Below are 13,847 nucleotides of genomic sequence, written 5' to 3' on the forward strand. Positions count from 1 at the left end.
TGCATAATCAAGACAAAAGATATTCTATTTACTTTGTGAACTACCGATAGAACTACAGCGTTCGGATGGGGAAATAAATCTTTTTTGAAATGAGAGTTCTTGAATTGACTCTGTTGACTAAATTACTCTTATCAAATTTTGGGGCACTTTAGTGTTAGCAATGGCGATCATTACTTTAAAAGTATAGCTATTAGCAGACCTCCAAGTTGGTGAATGTTCCAAAAGCTACCCCACTTACCCCACCTAATTGCGTTTCAAGTGGAGTAAGTGGGGTAGAAATCGCAACTTACAGAAATGAAGTGTGGGGAATGACGGTAGGAAAATAGTATTGATTTGAACCATTAAGCATTTTCTTACCTAGCTTTTCTTCTTTGTGTAACTGGTTTAATGCTTTACCAACCACGTTACCTTTAGACGCATCAACTTTGAATAAGTCACAGATTTGCTTAGTCGTGAGCCATTCCCTAGCCTTGCCATGACAGGTTTCTAGTTGGTCGTTGAGCATGTTGTACCAAGTGCCTTTATCCACGTACTTAGCCGATTCTTTTGATACCAAGGCTTGAGCGTCAGGTGAAAGCATCCAAGGGTGTTTTTTTACTAAGAATAGGTGTTTCACTTCTAACCAGAATTGGCGCAGTTTCTCCGACTCTGCCAGTGTCAGCTCACCCGTTACTTGATAATTCCACCCTAGCAATTCATTAAGCTTGTCCATGTTGGTTTCAGCCACCAGTTCAATGACCGCGTAACGTGAGTTGCCCGTTTCATCTTTTAAGAAATCTGTGCCGTTTACCGTAGCAATCAGGTTCGTTTGTCGTGATTTCTTGATATCACTCCTCGCATAAGGAGGACGCACCGTATCTTGAGCGCGTGTGACGAACGCTTTGAGTGCGCCTTGGCAGTTTTTGGTAGAACGCTCTAACTCCCCTAGTTCAACTATCCAAGAACGAATCACCGATAAGACGCTGTCTTTGTTATCGGGGTTTAACTCAGCCCCTTCCAAGAAGGCACTTGGCATCACGTTAGCAATACGCTCAACAAAGGCCGTCTTCTTAAAAGACTGCTCACTTTGCAGTACTGGAACGAGCTTTGATTTGAAATTAGGCACAAGTAAACATGCTACACAGCCCACTAACCAGTGTAGCAATACCATTCTTGCCAACTGTGGATTCTTAGCCCCTAAAGAATCTAACACCGCGTCCACTCTTGACTGTCCGTCCCACTCACCGGATAACCAATCCTTGATAGGATGCTAGCTATTTTCTAACGCAACGGCGTTAAAATGGTCATCAATGGCGGGTTTAGGTAATGAATGGATAGACGCCACAGAAATCAGTTCACTTCTCACCGTATCGGGTGAGCCGATGCATTCCTTACCTTTGAAAATATCAGGCTCTAGGGTCATCTTGTTGAGCTTGGCTTCATAGCCAGAACTTTTGAGTAACGCCTTTAGGTTATCAGCCGTATTCAGCACAATGGTTTTACCGGACTCGGTGTACTTCACATGAGGGAACTCTGGCTCTTTAAGCATGGAAGCACTCCTCTTGTGATAAGTGGTCTCGCTTAGTGTGGTTATCGAGCCAACGGTCTAAATCTTCTTTAAGGTAACGAACCGCGCGACCAATCTTGATAAAAGGTGGTGCGTCTGTTCTGTTTTTGCGTTGCCCTTCCATACGTGCTTGACGTAAAAATGAACGGCTCATGCCGATGTAAGTCGAGGTTTCTTGCTCTGTGTAAGCGCGTTTGTTTTTCTCTTGGTTTTCCATACTTTAAGTACCTTCATTGTTCGTGGAGGTACTATGAAAACCTTAGAATCATTCACGGGAAGAAAAACGGGAGGATTGGCGGGAGCATTTATTCTCGTATACCCTTCCTTACCTCTGACAGCATATTTTGGAAGCGTTTAAAGGACATACCATCCGCAGTATCTTTACTAGTGTATAGACGTTCGTTATCGATGCCGTCAATAATCACATCCACATCAAACCGGTATCGTTCTTCTCTCACATCTTCACGGATCAGGTTCCAAACCTCTCTTGCTTTGGCTTGAGGATAAAGAGTGAGTATTCGATGCTGAATCATTTTAACGGGGTTGGTTTCTATTTGTGGCTTTAAGCCTTGCCCTGCTTGGTTTTCCGCTGAATTTGTAACTGGCTTAGCTTGGTTAGATAACCGGTTATCGTTACGGCTTAACTCTTGCCATGTTCGGTTAAAACTCTGGCTTAAATGGTTTGTGCAAAGCCTGATATCACTGGCTTGTAAGCCTATAGGTATGGACGATAATTGCTTGGTACTTTCACTGATGATTTCAGTGAAAGCCGACAATAGCCCACCGAGGCTTGATACCTGCCCCTGACTGGTTTTGTCTTTAGCAATCTGCATCATGCTTTCTTGCTCTGGGTACAACGCTACCAGTTTTGGCACGATGAAAGCTATATTCTTGGAGCTTAACCGTTGTTCGTGTATCCCATGAAACTGACCTTTAACCGCATTCGGGAAAGCCTGTTTAATGAGTCTCAGTTTGGAGTAAGCCAGTGTTGGTACAGCTTCAAACCGTGTTAACTGGCTTTTACCCACTAAAACCTGTAGAGATTGCTTTTGGGTTAACTCAATAAAGCCCCGTACATGCAAGCTATAGAGCAATACGTTATGGCTATCGACTGCCGCCGCATCTGGACAGTCAATTTTAGCGTGAAGCCTAAACACACCACGCTCAACCGCATCAAACACTTGTTCCTCAGTGAGTAACGTTAACTTTTCCAGTTCGTTTAAGTGTATGTAATCCCTGTTATCGTCCATCTATAAATCAGTGCTCGTAACCTAGTAAATCGTTAGCTTACTAATTTGATGCTGGCAACACATCACAACGCACTCACTATCCGATGAGGTTCACAGCTGCGGCTTTATGCTCTGGCGCTAAATGCGCGTATCTAAGGGTCATCTTCAAATCAGAATGTCCTAACAGCTCACGAACTGTATTCAAATCCACACCATTCGTCACAAGTTTACTCGCAAAGTGGTGGCGCAAATCGTGAAACCGGAAATTAGAGATATCCGCCGCTTTCAGTAGGCACTGCCAAGGGTATTGAATCAGAGGTGCAGAGTCTCGGTGATTAGGGGTAAACACGTAAATTTGATTGGGGTTTTGCGCTCGCCACTGACTAAGAAGGTTAAACACGGTGTCATTAAGCGGTATACGCCTTGTTTTCTTAGACTTGGCATTTTCAGCTTTAACGGTCAGATAACGATTCTCAAACGACACATCTTCCCAAGATAAGCTCAGTAGCTCACTTTTACGTGCACCAGTGTTTATAGCAGTAATTACAAGCGGCTTAACAAAGTCTGAGTATAACTTTTCACTGCCAGACGCTCTTAGCCTGTCGTTACGTTCGTCAAGGGCAATAAGTAAGGCGCTTTCTTCTTCACTAGAAAGATAACGAACGCGAGTATTATCCTCAGTGACCAGTTTCACTTTATCCAGTGAGTGAGAGTCTAGTAGTTCCCACTCAACCGCTCTGGTGAGTGCCGCTTTGAACGACATAAAGGTTCGGCTCATTGTTGCGGGCGCTCGCCCTTGTTTCCGTTTGAGGGTGTACCACTCTTGAATGTCACGAGCGGTAATATCGGTGAGGCGTTTTTCTCCTAGGTGAGCAAACGTATTCTTAATTGAATTAAACGACTGGTTAGCCGTTCGAGGGTTCAAAGCCATCAAATAGTCTTGGTAATGTTCGTCAAGAAAACGGGTTAACGTCAGTCCCTCACGGGCTTCTAATTTCTTAGCTTCGTGACGACTTTCTTGTACGTCTTCCCCACTGGCGACTTGTCCTGATTTCTCTTTGGCTAAGTCTCTAGCTTGAGCGGGTGTTAATGAATTAGCCGCCCCTAAGAAATAGTTTCGCTGCTTGCCGTTAATTCGATAGTACAGGTAATACTTCACCGTTCCTTTTGGGGAGATACGCGCATGAAAACCGCTGACTTCGGTATCGTTCAGGCGCTTATCTTCAATGGTGAGATTCTTGATAGAGCTGTTGGTGATCTTCTGCTTTAATGCCATGACACAATCCTTAGTGTAGCAAATATGTAGCAGAAAAATTGCAACTTGAGGCATTATAGAGAACAACCATGAACCAACCAATCATAGCTATCTTACTGTATTTATTCGGTTAATTTATCATTTTAGTTCATAGCCGTTCATTGCGTTACATTACCGAATCGCACTGTTAAGGTGTGAGCAACGCAATACCGATGCTTCCGCATACCACCTTAAACACTAAAATCAACGCATAGTAAAAATGCCACGCGTTGCGAATCACTCTTAAACAGTTTGTTAGCAGTCTACTTAAAACTCCCACCAAAACTTGTTATTTTCCTCAGACAGTTGCTTTAAGTTGTCTAGCACATTGGATAAACACGACTCCATTAATTCATAATCAAGATCTGGTAATTTCACATCATTGTACATTGCTGTGAAAGTGAAAGGTTCATGTGAAATATTATGAACAATTTCACTTCTAACTTTCGAGTACGCAATAGAACCGATAGAACCTTTATGGATATGGTCTTCAAACCATTTTCTTTGATTAAAGTTAAGGTGCAGTTCTTTTACCTGTTCTCTTACAAACTCTGGTTCTCTGACTGATTCACCAATTTCTGTTAGCTTGACTACATAGGCATCATAGTTTCGGCTAAAGCTTTTACTAGGTAAGCAACCTAATAACCCTACTGGGTGAATTTTATCCCAAAACTCATAACCGCTGAACTTCACTAAAGTATCAGTAAATGCTTCTGCTTTTGAATATCTTGTCTTGCTCTCTGCACCGTCTCCGGAAAGCTGAAACCTCCTACTACCGATCGCCTCGATATAGCAACAGCACAGAGCTAACGCTTCTTCTTCAGAGGTTTGAGCAATTTCTCTTATTTTTGCTAATTTCAGTTCTAGGTGTTCCAAATACACCTTATGAGAAATTATTTTTACTACTGTATTCATTATTACCTCTGTGACTGCTAACGCCGCGTTAAGTGGTGAACAACGCTAACCACCAAACCTAAGCCATTGTGTCGTAACCACTAAAGCTGATTCAAACTAAAAATGCCAAGCGTTGTGAATCCGCCTTAAACGCTTTGTTATGCGACTTTCAATGTAAGCAGTTTGATTGAGAAAAGATTTCGTAGTCGTTCAATGAACCGTAACGAAATTTGAAGTCCACAACCTTGCAAACTTCTGTCGTTTCACTCATATAGATAATTTTGCCTTTCGCATAGGCTGTATCGCCATCTTTAAACGCTGATTCAATTTCATGACTTAGACTAGCTGAACCATTTGGTAAAGACCTCAAACCTTCAAGCGCATCAAACCATTGTTCTTTAATAGCAATTTGAGTCAACATACGCTCTGACACAAAGTTCAGCTCTTTGGGTTGTACGACATATCTATCATAGGCGAAATAACCAAGTCCGCACGCTATTATCAATATGATTAGATTCGACTTTTTCACGCATTCCTCCTAGTCGCATAACGCTAAGCTAAGTGGCTAACAAACCTGCCACCTTACCCAATTTGAACACCTTAAACACACAACTTAACCAAACCAAAAATGCCGAACGTTTGTTAGTCCGTCTTAAGCGCTTTGTTAGTTTGCCACCGCGATGAAACTAGAGGTTTAGCGCCAAGATGCTGAATTAGCTATAAAACTAATGGCTTTGAACGCAAAAGTAAAACGGGCCGCTCAGAATTTAACCCCAACTAACAAAACGCACTTGGCTAAGAAGACTTTCGTAGATGCCGACAGCCACAAATACCATCTTTCAATGTTCCCGCTTAACTTTCAAAGCCAAAGAAGAAGCGCGCAAGAACATTGAGAAATGAACCTTACTAACACGAAAGAATTGAATTATACGAAAGCCAATTAACCGAAAAACTGACTACGCGAGATGCCTATTTCGATGAAAAGTCTTTGGGAAATAACAGGTGAATAGCTAGAACGTAGAACAAGGCTTTTAGACCATAAATGCTTTTCTGCCCTTTGCAAACTAACGCCCGCTTAAGTGGTGAGCAACGCTACCACAATACTCAATTATTGCGCCGTAAACACAAAAGCCGAATCAAACTAAAACCGCCGAGCGTTGCGAATCCGTCTTAAAGCGTTTGTTAGTTTTATTTGCTTAAGTTAGCCTCAATACTAAGCAACTCAAAGCTTGCTCTTGATTGATGGTATTTCTGCCAACTTTCCATGACCACATTATTGGCAAGCTTTCCTCGCTGATCGGTATCACTATACTCTGGATCAATCAATTCAACTGACTCGTAAGTAAGACCATTTTCAGCAAGGAAATTGGTAAGCATGTCATCAAAGGAAAGTGAGGCATAAGAAACATGGCTATTGTCGAATGTCAGATTAATGCCTAGCTTTGGACATATAGCGCCATTAGAAATAGCTTCATTTTTAAACGTCATCACTGTATTTTTAACAGCCCTTCGAAAAGCGTAAGAAACAACCATTTTCTTTGTATATGGCTTAACACAATGTAGCCAGCTAATTACGACTCTGGAGTCATCGTTTCTGATTATGAACAGACATTTTTTGCGATGAAAATCTAATCCCACTTCAATGTCTTTAATACCACACCCCACCTTCTCGTCATACTCACTATGCAATGTAAACAAAGCCTCAAAAAAAGCTTTGTCATCCAAAGTCATTATTGAGCCGGGAGTATATGAGTTAATGCGACGACGAACATCTTCTTTACATGCCTTTTGGGTACCGAATTTAAATTGACCAAATGAAATAGGTTTTGCCACAATTTTCTCCTATAAAACTAACGCTAAGCTAAGTGGCTAACAAACCTGCCACCCAACTCAATTTGAACACCTTAAACGCGCAACGAAACCGAACCAAAAATGCCGAACGTTTGTTAGTCCGTCTTAAGCGCTTTGTTAGTTTGCCACCGCGATGAAGCCAAAGGTTTAGCGCCAAGGTGCTGAATTAGCTATAAAATTAATGGCTTTGAACACAAAAGTAAAACGGCCGGCTCAGAATTTAAACCCAACCAAAAAAACGCACTTGGCTAAGAAGACTTTCGTAGATGCCGACAGCCACAAATACCATCTTTCAATGCTCCCGCTTAACTTTCAAAACCAAAGAAGCAGCGCGCAAGAACATTGAGAAGTGAACCTTACTAACACGGAAGAATTGAATAACACGAAAGTCAATTAACCGAAAAACTGGCTACGCGAGATGCCTATTTCGATGAAAAAGTCTTTGGGAAATAACAGGTGAATAGCTAGAACGCAGAACAAAGCTTTTAGACCACAAACGCTTTTCTGCCCTTTGCAAACTAACGCCGCGTTAAGGGGCGACAACGCATTCCACCCAACTTAAGTCATTGTGCCGTAAACACATAAACCAAACTTTGAACCAAAACCGCCGAGCGTTGAGAGTCCCTCTTGAACGCTTTGTTATGGTGATTTATTTTAGACTTGCTTGAATGATGAGCAACTCAATTTCATTAGCCGATGTATTAACCAGACCATGAGTGCCAAAACGTTTATTAACTATCATATCTCCTGAAGTCACTTTTCTTTCCTCACCTTCAATGGTCATAGTGCCTTCACCTTTCAAAATGATATACATTTCTTCATCGTCTCCGTGAGTATGCTCACCCATAGAACTTCCTGGTGGCATAACTACACGGATAGCGAAATCCCAAGCACCATTGAAATCTTTACGCCTAAATGCACGATAGATATCAATTGAACCTTCTCCATCATGGCTATTTTCGTCGATTTCTTTGTCACAAGTGTAAAAATTACGTATCATTTTTTCCGAATTCCTTTCTGATTATTTTCCGCAGATCCTTAAAGCACCATAACGCCCAATTAAGGGGTGAACAACGCCTCCACCCAACCTAAACATTGTGCCATAAACACCAAATTTGAAGTAGAAGCAAAAATGCCAAGCGTTGTGAATCCCTCTTAAATTGCTTGTTAGGTGAAAAACTACAAATTACAGATAATTACCAGCTTTTTCATAAGCTTCCAGCTCTATTGGTGATTCCCGATAGCCAAAGATTGCTAGTTGCAACAAATACGTTTTTGTAAACTCGTCTAGACCTAACTCTTCCACTTGCTTTACATGAATTAACTCATGTGAAAGAAGCAATTTGTCTCCCTTTGCTTTAGTGGAAATCCAAACGCCATAGCCAAATGTATTGCCTGTAAAATATGGAGAGTCAAGGCCTAACCTTTGCATCTGAAATAAAAGTGACTCGTTTTCAGGTAAAGGCAATTTATCCGCATAATAAACACGTACTTTCTCAGGGTGTTTAATGCCAATCCTACGTGCTATTTCGAGATATTGAGGCAACAAAGGTTCGCCTCGAGTTAAGGCTATTTCTTCATTTTTTCTTACATACTTGATGGATAACGGAAAATAAGCCTCTATTTGTTCTACCAAGTGACCAGGAGGATTTGCATAGACCTCAGATTTATCTTGGCAACCCAGAGCTGAAACAATCGATACCACTAACATTAAGGATTTTAAGACGGTCTTCATATTTTGAGTGAACTCCTTTCACCTAACGCCGCGTTAAGTAGTGAGCAACGCCACAACGAAACCTAAACATACCACCATAAACACAAAACCAAACTATGGAATGAAAAATGCCATGCGTTGGGAATCTGTCTTAAACGCTTTGTTATAACGCATCTTCAACTGAAGCTAACCACTTGGGAATGTTAGCCCTATACCAGTTTATGTACTTTTCTTGCTCTGGGTTGTTTCGGCTATTTAAGATGTTTACGACTTCTATAACTATCCAGCACTTAGCTATAATAAGATGCTCAATTAGCTCGATGTTGGAGAGTCCTGGGTTGTGTTTGATGTATTGAGTAACAATTTTCTTGTATTCAGCGACGCTACCAAGGCCGCTAACTAGAGGTGCCAAATCAATAGCAGGACTACCTTGACCAAAACGCTCCCAGTCGAACAACACTAGATCTCCGTTTTTTCGGGTTCCCCAGTTACCGTCATTGGTGTCACCAGATATCAGCGCCTTGCAATCAAAGATATTATAGGAGAGTGACTGTATCCCTTTTATTGAGGACTCCACAACACCGGGAAGGTTTAATATTTTAAGGGCTTCGTCAGTTGCGAAGGCTGTCCATTTATGCTTCTTAACTTCAAAAGTAGGAGTGTATTCAGAACAATGAAGAGCTGCCAATTGAGTAAATAAATCAGACTTAGTTCGTAAGTCTTTGAGCGATATACGATTTGGAATATGTTCTATGTATAGATGGTTTCTGTCTATTTTTAACAATCTTGGAGTGTTTATCCCCTTTAATTTCGGTGCAGCTGATTGGTAAAAATGTATCTCCACTTCTGATGCACCTTGCTTAAGCACACAGTTAACCCCACTTAAAGTCTCAATAGATACTCTAGCAGAACCCATCTTTGATAAGTCTTGTGTACTCATAGCTCTCCTGCGTTATAACGCCGCATTAAGGTGTGAGCAGCGCTTGGCTATACTTGAGCGAAGCGAAACTGCCAAGCGTTGCGAATCACTCTTAAATGCTTTGTTAGGCTAGTGCTTCAACATATGCGGAAAGCTCTGCCTTGCAAATACCTTTCTTACGCCAGTCACGAAGAAAGCCAGATCGAAGGTTACCATTAACGCTAGATTCCTCAGTAAATCGAGAGGCATTCCAGTGCTTGATTTCACTCGTACCATCATTTTTAGTTAGCTTAATATAAGCTTCCTTACACGCTAGAAGATCTGTCTTAAACTGGATGTCATTTGGATAGTAAATAATATCCAAATGAATTGCTTCCTTGAGTGGTGTACTGGCTTCTACCAACTGATTAGGCGAACCATCACTGTTTTCATAGAAGTCCAACAACTTTTCGATGATATTCTGCGGAGTATCAAAACCCACAGCATGATTTTCTAAGCGACGGTATATCTCGTCAGAAATTCGTATAACTTGGCTCATAGTAACCACCTTATTTGATCAACTACATACTAAACGTAGTTTTGGTTACCAAATTTGTCAAATTATAGCCTAACGCTAAGCTAAGTAGTGAGCAACGCAATACGAAGTCACTGCATAACACCTTAAACACATAAACCAACGCATACTAAAAATGCTACGCGTTGCGAATCTGCCTTAAGCGTTTTGTTAGTTTGCCACCGCGATGAAGCCAAAGGTTTAGCGCCAAGATGCTGAATTAGCTATGAAACTAATGGTTTTAAACGCAAAAGTAAAACGGGCAGCTCAGAATTTAAACCCAACTAACAAAACGCACTTGGCTAAGAAAACTTTCGTAGATGCCGACGGCCACAAATGCAATTCTCAATGTTCCCGCTTAACGTTCAAAACCAAAGAAGCAGCGCGCAAGAACATTGAGAAATAAACCTTACTAACACGAAAGGATTGAATAACACGAAAGCCAATTAACCGAAAAACGGGCTACGCGAGATGCCTATTTCGATGAAGAGTCTTTGGGAAATAACAGGTGAATAGCTAGAACGCAGAACAAGGCTTTTAGACCACAAACGCTTTTCTGCCCTTTGCAAACTAACGCCGCGTTAAGGGGTGAACAACGCCACCATCTAGCCTAAACCATTGTGCCGTAAACACTAAAGCCGAATCAAACTGAAAATGCCAAGCGTTGAGAATCCCTCTTAAACGCCTTGTTAGCCACTACTGTGCGCAGAAAACATACACCTAGACTCACAGATTTATATGCAAGTTGATGAAATAACCACTTTGACTCAATGGTTACATTGCATTCAATTGCACTTAAAATTAACGTGATATTGCCCCAAAAAATGAGGAATACATATGCCAGAATTAGGTGTATCCGAGTTTTCTACGATTGTAGTAGCGTCAGGAAAACCAAAGCAAACAAAGATTAGAAGCTTATCGAAACGCGGTCCATACGCTTTTTACAAAGATTATTATTTGCCGCTTCGAACAGCCATTAAGCACTTGTTCACTAAGAAAAGACATATTTCATATCTTTACGAAGTCTGCCGCAAGCAAAAAGACTCACGTAAAAAAGTTAACTTTGAGTTGGTAGCTAATCATTTTAGGGACTGGCAGTCTGGTAAAAACATAACTGCTTTTACACCACCAAGAGATTACTATAACTACTCACGTACAAGTATAAACTGCAATCCCGAGTTACACGTCGTGTTACACGGGCAACCCAGATTAGTCAAACTTCACTTCAGCGGCTCCGACAAGATGACTCAAGAACGTGCAAACATTATTTGTGCATTGACAGAGGAAGCCATCGGTGATCATGAGTTCGAGTATTCAGTCCTAGATCTTACAACAGGAAAAGAGTTCTTTTTTAATGGTGATTATGAAAAAACGTTCATTCGCATTAATAAAGAGATCAAGAATCTTGAAGAGTTTTGGGAAGAAGCAGCATAACCAAAGGACATGGACGTCTTTTGTATGGCTAACGCCGCGTTAAGTGGTGAGCAACGCAGACCACCTTATCTAAACCATTGTGCCGTAAACACTAAAGCTGAATCAAACCGAAAATGCCGAGCGTTGGGAATCCGTCTTAAACGCTTTGTTATGTGCGTACTTTCGTTCAGCAAAGAACACTGACCTAACATACAGCACTGGTTTTGTATCCAGATAAACTGGTTGTATAATACGTAGAGCAATATTGCTAACAACCAGCTTATAGAGGTGACATATATGAGCATTAAACGTGGACCAAAACCTAAAGCGGAATCTACTGGAAAAACAGACCAAAGACGTCGTGTTACTCCAGAAAATAAGCCTAAGCATCCAAGTTTGAAAACACACGACCATAAATAACACTATGACAAAAGCCCTATATTTAGGGCTTTTAGCTTCCAATTTGTTATAAACACTCTTTCAAGCACATAACGCTAAGCTAAGTAGTGAGCAACGCAATACGAAGTCACCGCATAACACCTTAAACACATAAATCAACGCATAGTAAAAATGCCACGCGTTGCGAATCTGTCTTAAGCGCTTTGTTAGTTTGCCACCGCGATGAAGCCGGAGGTTTAGCGCCAAGATGCTGAATTAGCTATAAAACTAATGACTTTGAACGCAAAAGTAAAACGGGCAGCTCAGAATTTAAACCCAACCAACAAAACGCACTTGGCTAAGAAGACTTTCGTAGATGCCGACAGCCACAAATACCACCTTTCAATGTTCCCGCTTAACTTTCAAAACCAAAGAAGCAGCGTGCAAGAATATTGAGAAATGAACCTTACTAACACGGAAGAATTGAATAACACGACCGCCAATTAACCGAAAAACGTGCTACGCGAGATGCCTATTTCGATGAAGAGTCTTTGGGAAATAACAGGTGTATAGCTAGAACGTAGAACAAAGCTTTTAGATCATAAACGCCTTTCTGCCCTTTGCAAACTAACGCTAAGCTAAGTAGTGAGCAACGTAATACAAAGTCACTGCATAACACCTTAAACACATAAATAAACGCATACTAAAAATGCCACGCGTTGCGAGTCTGCCTGCCTTAAGCGCTTTGTTAGTTTGCTACCGTGATGAAGCCAAAGGTTTAGCGCCAAGGTGCTGAATTAGCTATGAAACTACTGGCTTTAAACCCAAAAGTAAAACGGGTAGCTCAGAATTTAAACCCAACCAACAAAATGCACTTGGCCAAGAAGACTTTCGTAGATGCCGACAGCCACACATGCAATTCTCAATGTTCACACTTAACTTTCAAAACCAAAGAAGCAGCGCGCAAGAATATTGAGAAATGAACCTTACTAACACGACAGAATTGAATAATACGAAAGCCAATTAACCGAAAAACGGGCTACACGAGATGCCTATTTCGATGAAAAGTCTTTGGGAAATAACAGGTGAATAGCTAGAACGCAGAGCAAGGCTTTTAGACCACAAACGCTTTTCTGCTCCTTGCAAACTAACGCTAAGCTAAGTAGTGAGCAACGTAATACGAAGTCACTGCATAACACCTTAAACACATAAATCAACGCATACTAAAAATGCCACGCGTTGCGAGTCTGTCTTAAGCGCTTTGTTAGTTTGCAACCGCGATAAAGCCAAAGGCTTAGCGCCAAAGTGCTGAATTAGCTATAAAACTAATGGCTTTGAACGCAAAAGTAAAACGGGCAGCTCAGAATTTAAACCCAACCAACAAAACGCACTTGGCTAAGAAGACTTTCGTAGATACCGACAGCCACAAATGCAATGTTCAATGCTCACACTTAACTTCCAAAACCAAAGAAGCAGCGCGCAAGAACATTGAGAAATGAACCTTACTAACACGAAAGAAATGAGTAACACGGAAACCAATTAGCCGAAAAACGGGCTACGCGAGATGCCTATTTCGATGAAAAGTCTTTGGGAAATAACAGGTGAATAGCTAGAGCGCAGAACACGGCTTTTAGACCATAAACGCTTTTCTGCCCTTTGCAAACTAACGCTAAGCTAAGTAGTGAGCAACGTAATACGAAGCCACCGCATAACACCTTAAACACATATATCAACGCATACTAAAAATGCCACGCGTTGCGAGTCTGCCTTAAGCGCTTTGTTAGTTTGCCACCACGATGAAGCCAAAGGCTTAGCGCCAAGGTGCTGAATTAGCTATAAAACTAATGGCTTTGAACACAAAAGTAAAACGGACAGCTCAGAATTTAACCCCAACCAACAAAACGCACTTGGCTAAGAAGACTTTCGAAGATGCCGACAGCCACAAATACCACCTTTCAATGCTCCCGCTTAACTTTCAAAACCAAAGAAGAAGCGCGCAAGAACGTTGAGAAATGAATCTTACTAACACGAAAGAATTGAATAGCACGGAAGCTAA

Annotated in this window: 14 protein-coding genes; 2 read left to right on the plus strand and 12 right to left on the minus strand. The window is 41.4% G+C overall.

Features of this window, described 5'->3' with window-relative positions; translation table 11 throughout:
* Positions 1-286: 286 nt before the first annotated feature.
* From OCV24_RS20180 to OCV24_RS20240, 12 genes are all read right to left on the minus strand, one after another.
* Entirely contained in the window at positions 287-1,192 is a 906-nt protein-coding gene (locus OCV24_RS20180; protein ID WP_244291748.1) for a virulence-associated E family protein, read from the minus strand.
* Positions 1,193-1,249: 57 nt separating this feature from the next.
* Positions 1,250-1,528, minus strand: coding sequence for a hypothetical protein (locus OCV24_RS20185; RefSeq protein ID WP_244291747.1), 279 nt, complete (start codon positions 1,526-1,528; stop codon positions 1,250-1,252).
* On the minus strand, positions 1,521-1,763 hold the full coding sequence (locus OCV24_RS20190) for a helix-turn-helix transcriptional regulator (RefSeq protein WP_017057177.1): 243 nt from the start codon (positions 1,761-1,763) through the stop codon (positions 1,521-1,523). Before OCV24_RS20190 ends, OCV24_RS20185 begins: the two co-directional genes overlap by 8 nt.
* Positions 1,764-1,851: 88 nt before the next feature.
* Positions 1,852-2,796, minus strand: coding sequence for a hypothetical protein (locus OCV24_RS20195; RefSeq protein ID WP_261878792.1), 945 nt, complete (start codon positions 2,794-2,796; stop codon positions 1,852-1,854).
* Positions 2,797-2,872: 76 nt separating this feature from the next.
* On the minus strand, positions 2,873-4,051 hold the full coding sequence (locus OCV24_RS20200; protein WP_150879396.1) for a site-specific integrase: 1,179 nt from the start codon (positions 4,049-4,051) through the stop codon (positions 2,873-2,875).
* Between the two features lie 285 nt (positions 4,052-4,336).
* Positions 4,337-4,984 carry a hypothetical protein gene (locus OCV24_RS20210; RefSeq protein ID WP_150878969.1) on the minus strand — a complete coding sequence of 216 codons (648 nt, stop codon included), beginning with the start codon at positions 4,982-4,984 and terminating at the stop codon, positions 4,337-4,339.
* 148 nt (positions 4,985-5,132) lie between these two features.
* On the minus strand, positions 5,133-5,492 hold the full coding sequence (locus OCV24_RS20215) for a hypothetical protein (protein WP_139151188.1): 360 nt from the start codon (positions 5,490-5,492) through the stop codon (positions 5,133-5,135).
* 659 nt (positions 5,493-6,151) lie between these two features.
* Positions 6,152-6,796, minus strand: coding sequence for a DCL family protein (locus OCV24_RS20220; protein ID WP_150878967.1), 645 nt, complete (start codon positions 6,794-6,796; stop codon positions 6,152-6,154).
* Between the two features lie 667 nt (positions 6,797-7,463).
* Positions 7,464-7,814: a cupin domain-containing protein gene (locus tag OCV24_RS20225; RefSeq protein WP_046874683.1), complete on the minus strand. Its 351-nt coding sequence runs from the start codon at positions 7,812-7,814 to the stop codon at positions 7,464-7,466.
* A 186-nt stretch (positions 7,815-8,000) separates the two neighbouring features.
* Entirely contained in the window at positions 8,001-8,549 is a 549-nt protein-coding gene (locus tag OCV24_RS20230) for a hypothetical protein (protein ID WP_150878965.1), read from the minus strand.
* Positions 8,550-8,691: 142 nt separating this feature from the next.
* Complete coding sequence (locus OCV24_RS20235; protein ID WP_137034291.1) at positions 8,692-9,468, minus strand: phosphotransferase family protein; 777 nt, start codon at positions 9,466-9,468, stop codon at positions 8,692-8,694.
* A gap of 103 nt (positions 9,469-9,571) precedes the next feature.
* Entirely contained in the window at positions 9,572-9,985 is a 414-nt protein-coding gene (locus OCV24_RS20240) for a hypothetical protein (RefSeq protein ID WP_102387212.1), read from the minus strand.
* 852 nt (positions 9,986-10,837) lie between these two features.
* Between OCV24_RS20240 and OCV24_RS20245 the strand changes: the two genes are divergently transcribed.
* Positions 10,838-11,434: a hypothetical protein gene (locus OCV24_RS20245; protein WP_150878963.1), complete on the plus strand. Its 597-nt coding sequence runs from the start codon at positions 10,838-10,840 to the stop codon at positions 11,432-11,434.
* A 276-nt stretch (positions 11,435-11,710) separates the two neighbouring features.
* Positions 11,711-11,833 (plus strand): hypothetical protein, encoded by a 123-nt coding sequence (locus OCV24_RS20250; protein WP_261878793.1) that lies wholly within the window; start codon positions 11,711-11,713, stop codon positions 11,831-11,833.
* The last annotated feature ends 2,014 nt before the right edge of the window (positions 11,834-13,847 follow it).

Source organism: Vibrio kanaloae, from assembly GCF_024347535.1.
Taxonomy (GTDB): domain Bacteria; phylum Pseudomonadota; class Gammaproteobacteria; order Enterobacterales; family Vibrionaceae; genus Vibrio; species Vibrio kanaloae.

Bases quoted from the DNA above. Each gene is read 5' to 3' on its own strand.
- OCV24_RS20185 (WP_244291747.1), bottom strand. From the start codon at position 1,528: ATGCTTAAAGAGCCAGAGTTCCCTCATGTGAAGTACACCGAGTCCGGT.
- OCV24_RS20190 (WP_017057177.1), bottom strand. From the start codon at position 1,763: ATGGAAAACCAAGAGAAAAACAAACGCGCTTACACAGAGCAAGAAACC.
- OCV24_RS20195 (WP_261878792.1), bottom strand. From the start codon at position 2,796: ATGGACGATAACAGGGATTACATACACTTAAACGAACTGGAAAAGTTA.
- OCV24_RS20200 (WP_150879396.1), bottom strand. From the start codon at position 4,051: ATGGCATTAAAGCAGAAGATCACCAACAGCTCTATCAAGAATCTCACC.
- OCV24_RS20210 (WP_150878969.1), bottom strand. From the start codon at position 4,984: ATGAATACAGTAGTAAAAATAATTTCTCATAAGGTGTATTTGGAACAC.
- OCV24_RS20225 (WP_046874683.1), bottom strand. From the start codon at position 7,814: ATGATACGTAATTTTTACACTTGTGACAAAGAAATCGACGAAAATAGC.
- OCV24_RS20230 (WP_150878965.1), bottom strand. From the start codon at position 8,549: ATGAAGACCGTCTTAAAATCCTTAATGTTAGTGGTATCGATTGTTTCA.
- OCV24_RS20235 (WP_137034291.1), bottom strand. From the start codon at position 9,468: ATGAGTACACAAGACTTATCAAAGATGGGTTCTGCTAGAGTATCTATT.
- OCV24_RS20240 (WP_102387212.1), bottom strand. From the start codon at position 9,985: ATGAGCCAAGTTATACGAATTTCTGACGAGATATACCGTCGCTTAGAA.
- OCV24_RS20245 (WP_150878963.1), top strand. From the start codon at position 10,838: ATGCCAGAATTAGGTGTATCCGAGTTTTCTACGATTGTAGTAGCGTCA.
- OCV24_RS20250 (WP_261878793.1), top strand. From the start codon at position 11,711: ATGAGCATTAAACGTGGACCAAAACCTAAAGCGGAATCTACTGGAAAA.